The 16,081-nt window shown below is 61.4% G+C and carries 11 protein-coding genes and 1 riboswitch; of the genes, 4 read left to right on the top strand and 7 right to left on the bottom strand.

All coding sequences use genetic code 11. The features are described from left to right. Positions 1-30 precede the first annotated feature (30 nt). The 5 genes from L6D82_RS22860 to L6D82_RS22840 form a co-directional block, all read right to left on the bottom strand. Positions 31-2,766 (bottom strand): winged helix-turn-helix domain-containing protein, encoded by a 2,736-nt coding sequence (locus L6D82_RS22860; protein ID WP_085745363.1) that lies wholly within the window; start codon positions 2,764-2,766, stop codon positions 31-33. Between the two features lie 187 nt (positions 2,767-2,953). Continuing rightward, entirely contained in the window at positions 2,954-4,318 is a 1,365-nt protein-coding gene (locus tag L6D82_RS22855; protein ID WP_085745364.1) for a DUF1329 domain-containing protein, read from the bottom strand. A gap of 26 nt (positions 4,319-4,344) precedes the next feature. Then, positions 4,345-6,234, bottom strand: coding sequence for a DUF1302 domain-containing protein (locus L6D82_RS22850; RefSeq protein WP_085745365.1), 1,890 nt, complete (start codon positions 6,232-6,234; stop codon positions 4,345-4,347). Between the two features lie 336 nt (positions 6,235-6,570). Then, entirely contained in the window at positions 6,571-8,253 is a 1,683-nt protein-coding gene (locus tag L6D82_RS22845; RefSeq protein WP_085606947.1) for a fatty acid--CoA ligase, read from the bottom strand. A 156-nt stretch (positions 8,254-8,409) separates the two neighbouring features. After that, positions 8,410-9,039, bottom strand: a complete 630-nt coding sequence (locus L6D82_RS22840; protein ID WP_007956831.1) for a LysE family translocator — start codon at positions 9,037-9,039, stop codon at positions 8,410-8,412. A 91-nt stretch (positions 9,040-9,130) separates the two neighbouring features. Here L6D82_RS22840 and L6D82_RS22835 point away from each other — a divergent pair, with 91 nt between their 5' ends. From L6D82_RS22835 to L6D82_RS22825, 3 genes are all read left to right on the top strand, one after another. After that, complete coding sequence (locus L6D82_RS22835; protein ID WP_236191700.1) at positions 9,131-10,096, top strand: 2-hydroxyacid dehydrogenase; 966 nt, start codon at positions 9,131-9,133, stop codon at positions 10,094-10,096. A gap of 33 nt (positions 10,097-10,129) precedes the next feature. Further along, positions 10,130-11,128, top strand: coding sequence for a class I SAM-dependent methyltransferase (locus L6D82_RS22830; protein WP_236191699.1), 999 nt, complete (start codon positions 10,130-10,132; stop codon positions 11,126-11,128). Between the two features lie 39 nt (positions 11,129-11,167). After that, positions 11,168-11,292: riboswitch (yybP-ykoY riboswitch) on the top strand. 87 nt (positions 11,293-11,379) lie between these two features. Then, on the top strand, positions 11,380-11,964 hold the full coding sequence (locus L6D82_RS22825) for a TMEM165/GDT1 family protein (protein ID WP_007956837.1): 585 nt from the start codon (positions 11,380-11,382) through the stop codon (positions 11,962-11,964). A 44-nt stretch (positions 11,965-12,008) separates the two neighbouring features. Here the strand turns inward: L6D82_RS22825 and L6D82_RS22820 are convergent, their stop codons facing one another. Continuing rightward, positions 12,009-12,827 carry a M48 family metallopeptidase gene (locus L6D82_RS22820; RefSeq protein ID WP_236191698.1) on the bottom strand — a complete coding sequence of 273 codons (819 nt, stop codon included), beginning with the start codon at positions 12,825-12,827 and terminating at the stop codon, positions 12,009-12,011. 263 nt (positions 12,828-13,090) lie between these two features. On the opposite strand from L6D82_RS22820, the gene L6D82_RS28860 reads away from it, so the two are divergent. Then, complete coding sequence (locus L6D82_RS28860) at positions 13,091-15,232, top strand: methyl-accepting chemotaxis protein (RefSeq protein WP_085745369.1); 2,142 nt, start codon at positions 13,091-13,093, stop codon at positions 15,230-15,232. Between the two features lie 201 nt (positions 15,233-15,433). Here the strand turns inward: L6D82_RS28860 and L6D82_RS22810 are convergent, their stop codons facing one another. Continuing rightward, complete coding sequence (locus tag L6D82_RS22810; protein WP_085745370.1) at positions 15,434-16,057, bottom strand: SOS response-associated peptidase; 624 nt, start codon at positions 16,055-16,057, stop codon at positions 15,434-15,436. Positions 16,058-16,081 lie beyond the last annotated feature (24 nt).

Here is a 16,081-nt window from a genome sequence, read left to right as displayed (position 1 = left end):
AGGATGCCGACACAGCGCAAAACAGCAGATTCAGTTCAACACCCCCAACTCTTTCGCCCGCGCCACCGCTTGCGTGCGCCGTTCCACACCCAGCTTGCTGTTGATGTGACTGGCGTGCGTTTTCACGGTGTGCAGCGAGATGAACAGCTGATCACTGATTTCCTGATTCGAGCAGCCCTGAGCGATCAACCTCAGGACGGCGAGCTCACGACTGCTGAGCGATTCGGTCGTCGTGGATTCCGCTGCAGGACGAGCCGGCGCCTGGGGGAAATGTTCCAGCAATTGCTGACCGGCAGCTGTCGGTGCAGTCAGTGACAGTTGCCCGCGCAACCAGTCAGCATGCTCTTTGACCAGCACATCGAAAGGTTGCAGGACGCCGCCGGACGCCGCTTCCAGTGCCTGACTCAATGCCTTGCGCGCTTCAGGCTCACGATTGTTTGCCAACAGCAACACCACTTTTTGCGTCAGCGCCATCACGCTGAGCAGTTGCCGTCCGGTTTGCTGGCCGTTCTCCAGCAGCACGTTCAATCGCCCTTCGGCGAGCATCGGTTGCCCCTGTATGACGTCCAGCAACGCCTGTTGCAGCTCGACGTGCAAGGGCAGTTGCGGATGAAATTCCGGCGGTGCCGCCGCGTATTCACCGGTGTAGGTCTGGCCCAGTCGCGCCAGCCAGGCTTCGGCCAGATCGATACGCCCCTGAGCCAGCCACAGCTCACATTTGACCAGGGTGATCATCGCCAGGTAGTAGATCGGCGGGACATCCCATATGTGCATCAGCCTTTCGGCTTCGGCCAGTTCGGCGAAGGCCTTGGCGAAATCGCCGCTGCTGCCGTCGAGCCGGGCGATCACGCAGTGGCCGATCAGCACGCTGATGTCACGACAGGCCCTTGCTTCAGTCAGGCCCGCCTGCAATCGCGCCCTTGCCGCCTGAGGCTGCAATCGCATGGCCAGCAGAAAACCCTCATACAGCGTCAGTCGCGCACGCACGGCGTACAAACGCTGCGCGGACAATCCGCGCAAGCGCTCCAACCCTTGGCGCACTTCATCGAGCGCGCGCAGGATTTCGCCGCGGGCCTGCAGGACGCGGGCACGATCATAATGCGCCAGCGCCTCGAACAAGGGATTGCCGACCCGCTGCGCCAGCTCAAGCGACTCGCGGTTCAGGCCCCGTGCACGCCACAGATCGCCGTCGGCAATCGCGAGATTGGAGAGGGTCGACAGGCACATCAGACGCTGGCCGTAACGCTTGGCCGGCAGGCTTTCCAGTGCTTCGCTGCAATACTCGATGGTCTGCTCGCGATGGCCCCGCCCGCGGGCGATGATGCCCTTGAGGGCCAGCCATTGGGCCAGCATGGATTTCTGGGCGGTGGCCGAAGGTGCCGGCAGAAAACGACTCAGATGACTGGCGAGCTCTTCGGCCGCATCAAGCTGACAGGCCAGCCCCAGCGCCCAGCTGTACAACACGATCAGGCGCGGGGTGCTGATCAGCAGGCTGTCGGGCAAGTCCATTTTCCAGCGCAGCAGCATGCCGACGTTCTGCTCAGCCAGCAGTTGCTCCTCGGAAAGGTTCTGTACCAGATTGGCAGCGACGTCCAGATGCCCTGCGCGCAGTGCCTGCTCGACAGCTTCATCCAGAAGGCCCTGGGCATTGAACCAGCGGCAGGCGCGCAGATGCAGCGTCGCGGCCGGCACCAGTGCCCGGGCGATAGGCCGGCTGCGCAACAGGTCGGAAAACAGGTGGTGATAACGATACCAGTGCCCATGCTCGTCCAGCGGCACGAGGAACACCTGGTGCGCCAGCAGGAAACGCAGGATTTCCGCACTGTCGTGGGCTTCGCGCACCGCGTCGCACAGCTCGCTGCAAAAGCGTTCCTGCGGCGCGGTGTCATAAAGAAACGCCTGGACCTCGGCGGGCAGGCAATCGATGACTTCTTCCAGCAGATATTCGCGGATCAGCCCTTCCCCGCCGTTCAACGCTTGTGGCAAGGCTGATTCGGTGCCGACTTCAGCGATCGCCAGCAGCCAGAAACGCAGCCCGGCCACCCAGCCTTCGCTGCGCTGGATCAGGTTTTCCAGCGCTTCACCGCGCAGGGAACTGCTGTGACGATCAAGCAGTGCCAAGGCTTCGTCGTGGGTCAGGCGCAGGTCCTGTTCGTGCAGTTCCAGCAACTGGCGCGACAGGCGCAGACGTGCCAGGTGCCAGTCCGGGCGCTGCCGACTGGTGACCATGACCACCAGGCCGTCCGGTAAATGATTGAGGAAAAATTGCAGGCAACGGTCGAGCACCGGCCCTTGAGCGAGGTGGTAGTCATCCAGTACCAACAGCAGCGGAGCCGTCGGTTGCAGATGCAGCGCCAGTTCATCCAGCAGGCCGTCGAGCCATTCTTCGAACGCAAACGGCTGATGACGTTGACGCATTTTCAGCAGTCCCAGTGCCCGGCTGCCCAATTGCGGAAAATAGTCCTGCAGACCTTCGAGCAGTCGCTCGAGAAACCGCCCCGGATCGTTGTCCCGCGGACTCAGACCCAGCCACAGGCTTTGCCAGTGCGCCGGCAGACTCTGACAGAACTCCACCGCCAGCGAGCTCTTGCCGAACCCGGCCGGGGCGCTGACCAGCAACAAACGCCCTCCGAGCCCGGCGCTCAGGCGCTCGCACAAACGGGGTCGCAGCACGTAGCCGTCGGGTAGCGGCGGACGGAAAAAACGTCCGTCCAGTGCCGCGACGGCAACGCTTGCAGGGCCCGGAAGTGGGGACAGATCAGTCATGGCCGGCTCTTGTTTGTAGGGCTGTTGGCGGCGTAGCAGATGCCCGCAGACTAGCCTTAAACGGAGCGGTTATGAAGGTCGTTGCTACAAATGGCTACAAAAAGGCTACGGAAAAAGCGACAGGCAAAAAAACGCCCCGAACCGGTCGGGGCGTTTTAACGAGGATGCGGCCTCGGTTTACAGGAGCTTAGCGAATACCGTCCTGGCGCAGGGCTTGGGGCGTGAAGTCTGCGGTGGTTGCAGTGAAACCGAAGTCATACGCCGATTTCTCTTCGTTCTTCATGCCCAGAGCCAGGTAGCGGCCGGACTGCAGGTCGTAGAGGGTTTCCAGGGTGTACCAAGGCACCTGCACGTTGTAGTAGTCCTGGGAGTGAGCTTCCGCCACGCGCCACAGTTGGTTGCGACCGTCATAGTGATCGATCACGGCCGCTTGCCAGGTGTCTTCGTCGATGAAGAAGTCACGCTTGGCGTAGATGTGACGCTGACCTTCCTTCAGGGTCGCGGTCACGTGCCAGACGCGACGCAGTTCATAGCGCGCCAGATCCTGGTTGATGTGCCCGGCCTTGATGATGTCGGCATACTTGAGCTTTGGATCGTCGAGCTTGTAGCTGTCGGAGGCGATGTACATCTCTTGCTTGCCGACCAGTTTCCAGTCGTAGCGATCCGGTGCGCCGTTGAACATGTCCAGGTTGTCGGAAGTACGCAGACCATCCGCCGCGGTACCCGGGCCGTCATAGGACACTTGCGGTGCGCGGCGCACACGACGCTGACCGGCGTTGTAGACCCACGCCGAACGCGGTTCCTTCACCTGATCGAGGGTTTCGTGCACCAGCAGTACACCACCGGCCAGACGTGCCGGCGCGGTCACTTTCTGCTTGAAGTAGAACAGGATGTTGCCCGGGTTCGCCGGATCGTAATCTTTCATCTTGTCGCGGAACACGAACTGGTCCTGGAAATACACCAGGCTGAACGAGCCGTTCGGTTGCGGCGTGGCCTGGGTCACCAGACGGGTCACGCTGCCGCCGCGATAGCGGGTGATGTGGTTCCAGATGACTTCCACACCGGTTTTCGGAATCGGGAACGGCACGGCGGTATCGAAGTTTTCCAGGCCGTTGCCGCCCGACACCAGCGTCGTGGTGGTGGCGTTCTTCTTGATGGCGGCGAATACCGCATCCGGCACGGTGGCACCGCGATGGGATGGGTAGACCGGCATCTTGAAGGTATCAGGGTAACGCTGGAACATCGCGTACTGACCCGGCGCGAGCTTGGCCTTGTACTGATCGACGTTCTGTTTGGTAATGGTGAACAGCGGTTTTTCACTGGCGTACGGGTCGGACAGGAAGCCTTTGCTGTCGACAGTGCCGGCGTTCTTCGGCATCGGTTTCCAGGCCGGGATCGAGCCGTCGGCGTTACCGGCCATTTCGGCGCCCATCGGGGTCAGGCTCTTGCCCAGTTTGTCCGCTTCGGCGGCAGGCACTGCCGCCATGACGCCGGTCGCCAGCAGCGACAGGCCCAGAACACCGGCGTGGAACAGACTCTTTGTTATTTTCATAAATTCGTTCGTCCTGAATGCAGTGCTTAGAAGTTCACGCCGAGGCTGAGCGCCACGAAGTCGCGGTCATCCACGGTGGTGTACTTGCCGTCGAAGAAGTTGGTGTAAGCCAGGCTCGCGGTATAGGTGTTCTGGTACTCGGCATCGACGCCCAGGCTCACCGCCTTGCGACCTTCTTCAAAGTTGCCGCCAGGGCCTGGCGAGTAGCCGCTGACGTCATGGGACCAGGCCACGTTCGGCTTGAGGTTCACGCCGGCGAACACGTCGTTGTATTCCCAGATGGCGCGACCGCGATAACCCCAGGACACCGACGTGGTGAAACCGTCATTGTTGCAATTGCGGCTACGGTTGTTCTGTGGGGAACCTGGCCCGGCGCCATTGATGGTGCCGTTGTTGAGGATGTTGACGCAGGTGTTGGTGCCGCCGGTGGCTGGCAATTCGCCCGGGCCGAAGACCGGGTCGCGGCCATAGCGCTTGTCGGATCGGCTCTCCAGACCGCCCACGTAAGTCGCGCCCACTTCACCCACCAGCGTCAGACGGCTCGCGCCCATGACCTGATCGAAGAAGTGCGTGAAGGTGGTCTGCAGTTGAGTGATTTCCTTGCGCTCGTAACCGTGCAGATCCTGACCCGGCACGCCGTCGAGCAGCGATGCGTTCGCAAACGTGCCGCCCAGGGGACGCACACCGGCGAACAGGATGTCGGTAGAGTTCAGTTGTACCGGCGCATTCGGACGGTAGCTGATTTCACCGCTCCAGGCGGTGCCGGTAGGCAGGGTGGTGGAGAAGCTCAGACCGTACAGGCGGATGTCTTCTGGATACTCGACGAAGTAGTTCGAGTTGCCTGCAACCACCAGCGGCCCCAGGGCCCGGAATGCTGCCGGCAATGCCGCCACGCCGTTGTAGACCGATTGCGGTGCACCCGTGGCGCTGAAGATCGGCGCACGGCTGTGATAGTTCATGAAGTAGGCACCGAACTCGGTGTCCAGTGGCTCGAACATGTATTTGAGGGACGCGCCCCACTGACCGCTGTCTCGGGCATCCCGATCAGGACCGCGACGTACCAGCACGCCTTCCTCGTTGACGTCGACGCCGTTGGCAGCCAATGGCCCCAGGGCAATGGCCGGGATCTGCGAACGCTTGTTCAGCACGCGCAGGTTGTCGGTGCAGCCGTCGGCAATGATGTCCGGCTGGGAGAAGAAGGTGCCGCAGTTGTCGACGACAGTCTGGTCCCACTCGAGCTGATAGAAGGCTTCGGCGGACAGGTTTTCGGTCAGGCTCTGGGACACGTAGAACATGTTGACCGGGATCAGGCCTTCCTTGATCTCGGCGCCCGGACGACGGAATGCGGACACGTCGATCGGGTTGATCGAGTTGATGCCACCGCCGATGAAGGTACTTTCACCCCAGCTCACCACCTGTTTGCCCAGGCGCACGGAGCCCGGCTGATCGGCGATCGAATAGTTGTGGTAGACGAAGGCATCGAGGATCTGACCGCCGGCGGACTTGGCGCCTTCCTTGCGGTTGCTGTCGCTGATGTCCTTGAACTCGCGACTCTCGTCCTTGAGTTCGAAGTCGTACCAGTACTTGCCACGGACGAACACGCCGGTATCGCCGTATTTCAGTTCGAGGTCATGGATGCCCTTGAAGATCTTCGAGAACGTTTCGCCGCTCTTGAAGTTGGCATGGCCGTCGTCGGAAGTCTGGGACAGACCGTGACCGCCGTTGTTGACGCCGATGAGGTTCTTGTTCGGGCTCTGGGTGGACCAGCTGGCACCGATCGACAGGGAGGAGTCGAACTGGCCTTCGATTTCACCGACGTTGAAACTGACGCCGAATGCGGGCCCGGCGAGCGAAGAAGCAAGACTGACGGCCAGAGGCAGCTTTGCCCGGCGCCAGAACTGGTTTACTGAGGTCATCGACGCTACTCCATGTGCATTATTGTTATGGCAGTGAGTACTTTTAAAAACGCCTGAAGGACCGGGCGCCAGAGGCTTCCCGAGATCGCTTCAATGTTGCATCGCCCCGTTTGTGCGTTTGCCCCGTTCTTAAAAATCCTTGAGCGGACTATAGCCAGCAGGTGGTACTGCTTGATCCCTCTAAAGTGTGATTTGCAGCTGCCGGCCACTCTGGAACAGTCCTTTCGCCAGTCCGACACATGTCGGCACGGCAAGGATGGCTGAAAATTCGAATTTCACAAGCCAAGCGCTTGCTTGGTGGGTCTGGCGCGCCGTTTTCGGCGCGCCAGAGGAGGCTCAGAGCGTCGAGAGGAAGGTGCTGTTGTTGGCCTGCCATTCGGTGATGTCGAGGCGGATGCGCTTCTTGTCGAGCTTGCCGACACTGGTCTTGGGAATTTCAGTAACAAGCGCGATCTGGCTCGGAATCGCCCACTTGCTCAAGTGCCCCAGTTCAACGAATGGCTTGAGGTGTTCCTTGAGCTCGCGCGCCCCGATGGCGTGCCCTTCGCGGACCACCAGCAAGGCAAACGGACGCTCGCCCCACTGCGGATCGGCGATGCCCACCACTGCTACTTCACGTACCGCGACGTGACGGCTGATCAGGTCTTCGAGGTCCAGCGAGGAGATCCACTCGCCGCCGGTCTTGATCACGTCCTTGATCCGGTCGCGAATGTCGATCACGCCCATGCTGTCGAGCGTGGCGACGTCGCCGGTGTGCAGCCAGCCGCCGGCCCACAGCTCGGCGCCCTTCTGCGGTTCGTTGAAATAACCCTCGGTCAGCCACGGTGCACGCAACACCAGTTCGCCCTGGGTCTCGCCGTCCGCCGGGAGGAAATTGCCCTCGGTGTCGACAATCGCCGCTTCGACCAATGGCCCCGGCACGCCGGCCTTGATGCGGTAGGTGGTGCGCTCGTCTTCGGTGCCTGCCATCAATTCATCGTTGAGGTGCGCGCACGAGACCAGCGGCCCGGTTTCCGACATGCCATAGGCGGCCGTCAGTTGAATGCCCTTGCTCTTGGCCGTTTCGTACAGCGTACGATTGAGCGCACTGCCGCCGATGACGATTTTCCAGCCGCCAAAATCGGTGCCTTGCGCGCCCTTGGCGTTGAGCACCATCTGCAGGATGGTCGGCACACAATGGGAGAATGTGACCTTTTCCTTGCGCCACAACTCGACCAGAAACTCCGGGTCGTAACGCCCCGGATAAACCTGCTTGAGCCCGAGCATTGTCGCCACATACGGCAGACCCCACGCATGCACGTGGAACATCGGGGTGATCGGCATGTACACGTCGTTGGTGCCCAGCAGCCGCACGCTGTCGATGGCGCCCATGATGGTCGACACGCCCATGGTGTGCAGTACCAGTTGCCGATGGGTGAAGTACACGCCCTTCGGATTGCCGGTGGTGCCCGTGGTGTAAAACGTAGTGGCGACCGAGTTTTCGTCGAAATCCTGGAAGTCGTACTGCGGACTCGCGGCCGCCAGCAGTTGCTCGTACTCCCCAACCAGATTCGGCAAATCCGCGGTTTTTTCCGGCAGATCAGTCAGCAGCAAGGTTTTCTCCACCGTGGTCAGGTGTGGCGCGATGGCCTGGTACAGCCCGACAAACTCGCTGTTGACCAGCACGAAGCGGTCCTCGGCGTGGTTCATGGTGTAGAGGATCTGTTCCGGCGACAGGCGCACGTTGATGGTGTGGATCACCGCGCCGATCATCGGGATCGCAAACATGCACTCGAGGTAGCGATGGCTGTCCCAGTCCATCACCGCCACGGTGTCACCGGCCTTCACGCCGGCAGCCGTCAGTACGTTGGCCAGCCGCGCAACCCGCTCGATCAGGGTCGGGTAGCTGTAGCGCAGCTGGTCACGGTAGATGATCTCGCGGGTTTTCTCGTAACGGGCGCCCGACATCAGCAGCCGTTTGATCAGCAGTGGATACTGGTACGCCCCTTCGGCGGGCGGAATAACGCGAGTCTGCAACATAAGAATCCCTTTTCTGACTGCACGGTGTTGGCTTTGGAGTTTCGTACTCTAGAACCGTTATACGTCAGCCAAATCAGCCAAAGGAATGATTTGCAGAGCCGTACAAATGCTAGCTTTGCGCCAGCATTTGCCGAAACAGATGACAGCCCAGAAGGATCAATGCATCTCGGTGAACGCGAGTTTCACGCCGATGGCGATCAGCACCGCGCCCATGGTGCGGTCGAACCAGTGGCCCATGCGGGCGAAACCGGCGCGCACGCGCTGCTGGCTGAACAGCATGGCCACCAGGCAGAACCAGGTGGCGGTCGCGACGGCGAGATAAATGCCGTAACCGGCCTGGACTGTCAGCGGGGTGTGCGGGTTGATCACCACGGTGAACAGCGACAGGAAGAACAGCGTGGCTTTCGGGTTCAGACCGTTGGTCACGAAGCCTGAGGTGAAGGCGCCCCGAGCGGTGCGCTCGCCAGCTTCTTTGTGCAGGTCGTCGGTCACGGTTTTCGCCGGTTGCGCACGCAAAGCCTTGAAGCCGATGTAAAGCAGGTACGCGGCGGCCGCCCATTTCAAGGCGTTAAACAATACGATCGATTGGGAAACGATCAGCCCGATTCCCAGCAGCGAATAACCCACGTGCAGGAAAATCGCCGTGCCCACGCCCAACGCGGTCCAGGTCCCCGCGCGTCGCCCGTGGGTCACGCTTTCGCGCACCACCACGGCGAAATCAGGACCGGGGCTGGCGACGGCCAACAGGTGGATCAGGGCAACGGTCAAGAATTCGGTCCAGTACATGGGGGCTCCTTTCGGCCAAGCGTAACGAGTTGTTTCATCTGGTAGGCTCGGCAGATTACGCCTTCCCTTCAAAGCACAACAGGTACAGTTGATGACGAACGCCCACCGCGCCGTATTCCTCGATCACCCGTCGCTGGATCTTGGCGATCTCGATCTGAGCCCTTTGCGTGACTGCTTCAGCGACCTGCAACTGTTCGCCCAGACGTTGCCTGCGCAGGTGAGCGAACGCCTGCAAGGTGCGACCGTGGCAATCAGCAACAAGATCCTCATCGACGCCGACGCCATGGCCGCCAACCCACAGTTGAAGCTGATCCTGATCACCGCCACCGGCACCAACAACGTCGATCTGGCCGCCGCCCGCGCCCACGGCATCACGGTGTGCAACTGCCAGGGTTACGGCACGCCGTCGGTAGCGCAGCACACGATCATGTTGCTGCTCAATCTCGCCACGCGTCTGGCCGATTATCAAAAAGCCGTCGGCGAAGGCCGCTGGCAGCAGGCGAAACAGTTCTGCCTGCTGGATTACCCGATTGTCGAACTGGAAGGCAAGACCCTGGGTTTGCTCGGTCACGGCGAACTCGGCGGCGCGGTCGCGCGTCTGGCCGAAGCCTTCGGCATGCGCGTGCTGCTGGGGCAGATTCCGGGGCGCCCGGCCCGTCCGGATCGTCTGCCGCTGGAAGAACTGTTGCCGCAGATCGACGCCCTCACCCTGCACTGCCCGCTCAACGAACACACCCGGCATTTCATCGGCGCCCGCGAGCTCGCCTCGATGAAACCTGGCGCGTTCGTGGTCAACACCGCCCGGGGCGGGCTGATCGACGAACAGGCCCTGGCCGACGCCTTGCGCAGCGGTCATCTGGGCGGCGCGGCCACCGATGTACTGAGCGTCGAACCACCGACCAACGGCAATCCGCTGCTGGCTGCCGACATCCCGCGCCTGATCGTCACCCCGCACAACGCCTGGGGCAGCCGCGAAGCGCGGCAGCGTATCGTCGGCCAACTGGTGGAAAACACCCAGGCGTTCTTCAGCGGTAAGGCGCTGCGGGTCGTCAGTTGATAAACTGCGGCACTTTTTTTCACAGGAGCAGTTATGGATCCGCGCAGTGAAGTACTGCTTCGTCAGGCCGAGTTATTCCAGGGTTCGGTGTTGCTGGCCGGTTTGCCTGCCGATGATCTGCTGGGGCGCCTGCCCGATGCGTTTGGCTGGTGCTGGCACGCCGGCGATCAGGCCGCACTCGAAGCCCGCTTCGCAGGCCGCAGCCATTTTGGCGTGAACGTGCCGGAGCGCGAATTCACCAACGCCGTGGTGTTCCTGCCCAAGGCCAAGGACCTGACCGATTACATCCTCAACGCCGTGGCTTCGCGCCTGGCCGGGCGTGAGGTGTATCTGGTCGGGGAAAAACGCAGCGGTATCGAAGGCGCCTCCAAACAGCTCAACCCGTTCGGCAAACCACGCAAGCTCGACAGCGCGCGCCATTGCCAGCTGTGGCAAGTGACCGTGGCCAACGCCCCGCAAGCCAAACCGCTGGAAAGCCTGGCGCAGACCTACGAACTGCCGCTGGCCGAAGGCCCGTTGAAAGTCATCAGCCTGCCGGGCGTGTTCAGCCACGGCCGACTGGATCGCGGCAGCGCCCTGCTGCTGGAGCACCTGGACAAACTGCCAAGCGGTCATCTGCTGGACTTCGGTTGCGGCGCCGGCGTACTCGGTGCGGCGCTCAAGCGTCGTTACCCGCACAATCAGGTCACGTTGCTCGACGTTGATGCCTTCGCCGCCGCCAGCAGCCGGCTGACCCTGGCGGCCAACGGTCTGGAAGCCGAGGTACTGACCGGTGACGGCATCGACGCCGCGCCGATGGGTTTGAACGCGATTCTGAGCAACCCGCCGTTCCACGTCGGCGTGCACACCGATTATTTCGCCACCGAGAACTTGCTGCGAAAAGCTGCCAAACATCTGAAAAACGGCGGCGAACTTCGCCTGGTTGCCAACAGTTTCCTGAAGTATCAACCGTTGATCGAAGAGCATCTCGGAGTCTGCGCGATCAAGGCCGAAGGCAATGGTTTCCGGATTTACCGGGCCAAGCGCGGCTGAAAATTAGCACTTGCCGAATGGGTTCTGCCTAGGCAGAATCCGCTCCGTCCTAGGGGAGTAGTCTCCCACGAGCGCCAAGCTCGTCCGGCATACGTCAACATACTTGATCCTCAGATCATGGCGTATGCGACCCAAGCGTCCGCAGCAGACGGATCGCAGGGTTTGACAAGACCTATGACACGCACACCTTACCCGGGGCGGGAAGGCTGTACGTGTCATAGCCGTGTCGACCCGCCCCTTAGGAAATCCTGATGCTGGACTCGTTACTCGTTCCCACCGCAATCGTTGCCTTGGCCGAAATCGGCGACAAGACGCAACTGCTCGCGCTGATTCTCGCCGCTCGCTTCCGCAAACCCTGGCCGATCATTGCCGGTATCGTCGCTGCGACCCTGGCCAACCACGCGGCAGCCGGTGCGGTCGGCGCCTGGTTCGGCAGCTTCTTCTCCGATTCGGTACTGCACTGGATTCTTGCCGCGAGCTTTGCCGCCACCGCTCTGTGGACGCTGGTTCCGGACAAGATGGATGACGATGAAGCCAGCACCGCCCGCAAGTTCGGGCCATTCCTGACCACGCTGATTGCGTTCTTCCTCGCGGAAATCGGCGACAAGACTCAGATCGCCACCGTGATGCTGGCCGCGCAATACCCGGAGCTGTGGCTGGTGATTATCGGTACGACGGCGGGGATGCTGATTGCCAACGTGCCGGTGGTACTGGCGGGTAATTTTGCGGCGGAGAAACTGCCGTTGACCCTGATCCGTCGATTGGCCGCCTCGGCGTTCCTGATCCTGGCGATCGTCGCGGTGTACAAGGCGATGCAGAGCAGCGGCTGGGTTTGATCCGGCAGATCGCTCCCGCACCGAGTGCGGGAGCGATCATGGTTTCAGGACTTGGGCGCTTTCTCGTAAAGCGGCATGACCTTCGGAATCGCCGCCTGCAACGCAGCCGTGCGGCTGCTGGAAGACGGGTGAGTGCTCATGAACTCCGGCGGTGCGCCTTCAGAGGCCTTGCTCATCTTGTTCCACAACGTGATGGCGGCGTTCGGGTTGTAGCCGGCACGAGCTGCCAGTTCCAGACCGATCAGGTCAGCCTCGTTTTCGTTGGCGCGGCTGTTGGGCAGCGTCATGCCGTAGTTGGCCACAGTGTCGGCCAGCGCCAGGCTGTCCTGACCCAGGCCGAGCAACGCACCGGCACCCTGCTTGGCCATTTCGATGCCATAGGCCTTGGACATGGCTTCACGACCATGCTCGCGCAGGGCGTGGGCGATTTCATGGCCCATGACCGCGGCGATTTCATCGTCGGTGAGCTTCAGACTGTCGATCAGCCCGGTGTAGAAAATGATCTTGCCGCCAGGACCGCAGTTGGCGTTGAGCTCGTCACTCTTGATCAGGTTCACTTCCCATTTCCACTGCGCCGAATCCGGACGGAAATTCGGTGCTTGGGCGATCAGCCGGTTGGCGATGGCCTGAATGCGTTTGGCATCGTTGCTGGTCTTGTCCAGCACGCCTTTGCTGGACGCCTCGCCCACGGTCTTCTGGTAGGACTGGGCATACATCTGGTCGACCTCTTGCGAGGACAGCATGCTGAACATGTACTGCTTGCGCTCCACGCCCACGGCACCGCCGCTGGTGGTGTTGACCGACTGACAACCGGCCAGCAACAGCGCTGCGCTCAGTGCACTTACAACCAATGTCTTGTTCATTCAAAAGCTCCCTGAAAACCTGCCGCGTATCCTAGGCGGGTAATTGTATCGACGCCAGATACAACGGACGTGTTGCATCTACTTTCAGAAAACTCCCGCCAGACCTGTAGGAAAAAATTCACATCCGCCACCAGGCCCGCTGCAACTACGTCGCGCACTGATCCATTTGCGACATTGCGCTGCAATTACTCCCTCTTTACCTCATGGCGCAATAGTGGCTGCCGATACAGCAGCGCAGACGTCCTCTCGCGTGCGGAGCTCCCATGAAGTTCAAGTCGATCCAGTTTTCCGTAGCCGCCCTGGCCGGCGCCATCGTACTCAGCGTAGTCGCCGCGCTGGTGCTGTACGCGCTGTTCTCCGGTGCCCGCACCCAGGAAATGGTCCAGCAACGAACCCAGGCCCAGTTCGAGCAAGTCATCGAACAGCGCCTGACCTCGCTGGCACAAACCCAGGTCAGCCAGATCCAGCGCGAACTGGAAGCGCCGCTTCTGATTGCCGGTGGGCTGGTGCGCGTCAACGCCCTGCTCGGCACGCCGGGCGCCGATGGCCAGCCGCGACTGACCGTCAGCCGTGAGCAACTGATCAGCCTGATCAAGGAAAACGTCGAGAAGAACCCGAAGATTCTCGGCACCTACATCGGTTGGGAAAAGAACGCACTCGACCACAACGATTCGGCCTACGTCGGCACCAGCGTGGTCGGTATCGACGCCGCCAACGGGCGTTTCCTGCCGTGGTGGTTCCGCAACGACGATGGCACCCTCGGTCTGGACAAACTGGTGGACGTCGACGACCAGAAAGTCCTGTCCACTGGCGTGCGCGCCAGCGAGTACTACCTGTGCTCGAAGGAAACCAAAAAATCCTGCGTGATCGATCCGGCCCCGTACAAGGTTGGCGACAAGATCGTCATGCTCGCCTCCTTTATTGAACCGATCATGCTCAACGGCGCGTTCCAGGGCATCGTCGGCGCCGACCTGTCGGTGAACTTCATCCAGGAAATGCTCCTGGGCGCCAACCAGAAACTGTACAGCGGCGCCGGACAGATGGCCCTGATCGGCGGCAACGGCCGGATCGTCGCCTACACCAAGGACCCGAGCAAATTCGGCGAGAAGGTCAGCGACATCCTCGACGCCCAGCAGATTGCCAACATGGCCAATCTCAAGCGCGGCGAAGTGACGTACACCGTCAATAAAGAGCAAGGCCGGATCGAGTTGTACCTGCCGTTCGGCATCGGCCAGACCGACGCGCGCTGGACGCTGATGCTGCAACTGCCGCTCGACGCGGTAATGGCCGACCTGCAAAAGCTGCAAGGCGACCTCGACGCCCAGCGCAAATCCGACACCTTCGGCATGGCCATGGTCGGTCTGATCATTGCCGGTCTCGGCTTGCTGGTGATCTGGCTGGTGGGCCACGGCATCGCCCGTCCGCTGAAGCAAATGGTGACCATGCTCGATGACATCGCCCAGGGCGAAGGTGATCTGACCCGTCGTTTGACCAGTGATCGCAATGACGAACTCGGTTCAATCGCCAAAGGCTTCAATACCTTCCTCGCCAAATTGCAGGGGATGATCACGCAGGTAGTGTCGTCGGTACAGAGCGTCAGCGATTCCTCGGAGCACACGGCCGACATCGCGATCCGGACCAATATCGGCATACAGAAACAGATGGCCGAGATCGATCAGGTCGCCACCGCCGTGCAGGAAATGACCGCCACCGCGCAGGACGTGGCGCGCAACGCGACCCAAGCGGCACAAGCCGCCAGCCACGCCGATCAGGCCGCCAGTCAGGGCATGCAGATCGTGCGCGACACGTCGAATTCGATCGGCGTGCTGGCCGTAGAAATCGGCAAGGCCGTGGACGTGGTGCAGACCCTGGCCAAGGACAGCGAAAACATCAACGCGATCCTGATCGCCATTCGCGGAATCGCCGAGCAGACCAACCTGCTGGCCCTCAACGCGGCGATCGAAGCGGCCCGCGCCGGTGAACAAGGACGCGGTTTTGCGGTGGTGGCCGATGAAGTGCGCAACCTGGCGCAGAAAACCCAGAAGGCCACCGAAGAAATCCAGAGCATGATCCAGCAACTGCAACAGGGCACCCGCGATGTGGTGCGGGTCATGGAAGACAGCCAGAACCGCACCGACGAAAGCGTGCAGCACGCGGCCAAGGCAGCCGAGGCGCTGGAGACCATTACTCAGGCGGTATCGGTGATCAACGACATGAACACCCAGATCGCCAGCGCCGCCGAAGAACAGAGCGCGGTGGCCGACGATATCAACCGCAACGTGATCAATATCGGTCAGGTGGCGAATGAGGTGGCGGGTGGTGCGGATGAGTCGAGTTCGGCGAGTGCCGATCTGACCAAACTGGCGGAGCAGCAGCGGCGGTTGATCAACCAGTTCAAGGTTTAAGAGCCACCCCCTCACCCCAGCCCTCTCCCGGAGGGAGAGGGAGCCGACCGAGCAGTCTTCCGTCATACATCGACCTGGTAATTAGTGTCGATTATGGATTCAGCAAAGAACTTTCAAGTCGGTGTATTACTGCAATATCTCTCGGTCAGTCCCCTCTCCCTCCGGGAGAGGGTTAGGGTGAGGGGGGCTCTTGATCTGCTGCTAGGCCGGAGTCAGGCACTCCGGCCCGTTGAGCTTCGGATCATTGACCAGATTCGCCAGCACCCGCTCGCGCAAGGCGGCGGGTTCGCTGGCGAGCAAACCCTGCAGAACATGCAATGGCGTTTCAGGATCAAGCCACGCCGCCTGCCCCGCCTCATCAAGAATCAACGGCCGGCGCTGACTGGCCGCTGACTGAGTGATCACCGCCGTGCTCAGCCACACCTGTTCCTGCACCGGATACGCTTCCCAGATCGCCGCAAAAAACAACGACGCCCCTTCCCCCGGCGTCAGCCAGTACGGCCGTTTGCGCACGTTGCCGCGCCATTCGTAGAAACCGTTGGCCGGCAGCAGGCAGCGGCGCAGGCGCAGGGCTTCGCGGAACATCGGCTGTTCGGCAACGGTTTCGGCCCTGGCATGGGCCGGGGTGCGCGACATGTCGGTCAGCCATGGCGGTGTCAGCCCCCAACGGGCACGGGCCAGCGTGCGCTGGCCGTCGGGTTCGGCGCGCAGCATCAACACCGAATCGTTGGGGGAAATGTTCCACTGCGCCTGCTGATCGGCGGGAAAACCTGGCAGGCTCGCGAAATCGCGGTTCCAGCGAAACAGGGCATAACGTCCACACATGGGGCAGCACGACTCACAAATAAA

Origin of the sequence: Pseudomonas paraglycinae (assembly GCF_021601625.1) — a bacterium.
GTDB classification, from domain to species: domain Bacteria; phylum Pseudomonadota; class Gammaproteobacteria; order Pseudomonadales; family Pseudomonadaceae; genus Aquipseudomonas; species Aquipseudomonas paraglycinae.
Note: the sequence above shows the minus strand (reverse complement) of the source record. Positions and strands in the feature narration are given on the sequence as shown.

Coding starts and splice junctions, on each gene's coding strand:
- L6D82_RS22860 (WP_085745363.1), bottom strand. CDS start 2,766: ATGACTGATCTGTCCCCACTTCCGGGCCCTGCAAGCGTTGCCGTCGCG.
- L6D82_RS22855 (WP_085745364.1), bottom strand. CDS start 4,318: ATGAAAATAACAAAGAGTCTGTTCCACGCCGGTGTTCTGGGCCTGTCG.
- L6D82_RS22850 (WP_085745365.1), bottom strand. CDS start 6,234: ATGACCTCAGTAAACCAGTTCTGGCGCCGGGCAAAGCTGCCTCTGGCC.
- L6D82_RS22845 (WP_085606947.1), bottom strand. CDS start 8,253: ATGTTGCAGACTCGCGTTATTCCGCCCGCCGAAGGGGCGTACCAGTAT.
- L6D82_RS22840 (WP_007956831.1), bottom strand. CDS start 9,039: ATGTACTGGACCGAATTCTTGACCGTTGCCCTGATCCACCTGTTGGCC.
- L6D82_RS22835 (WP_236191700.1), top strand. CDS start 9,131: ATGACGAACGCCCACCGCGCCGTATTCCTCGATCACCCGTCGCTGGAT.
- L6D82_RS22830 (WP_236191699.1), top strand. CDS start 10,130: ATGGATCCGCGCAGTGAAGTACTGCTTCGTCAGGCCGAGTTATTCCAG.
- L6D82_RS22825 (WP_007956837.1), top strand. CDS start 11,380: ATGCTGGACTCGTTACTCGTTCCCACCGCAATCGTTGCCTTGGCCGAA.
- L6D82_RS22820 (WP_236191698.1), bottom strand. CDS start 12,827: ATGAACAAGACATTGGTTGTAAGTGCACTGAGCGCAGCGCTGTTGCTG.
- L6D82_RS28860 (WP_085745369.1), top strand. CDS start 13,091: ATGAAGTTCAAGTCGATCCAGTTTTCCGTAGCCGCCCTGGCCGGCGCC.
- L6D82_RS22810 (WP_085745370.1), bottom strand. CDS start 16,057: ATGTGTGGACGTTATGCCCTGTTTCGCTGGAACCGCGATTTCGCGAGC.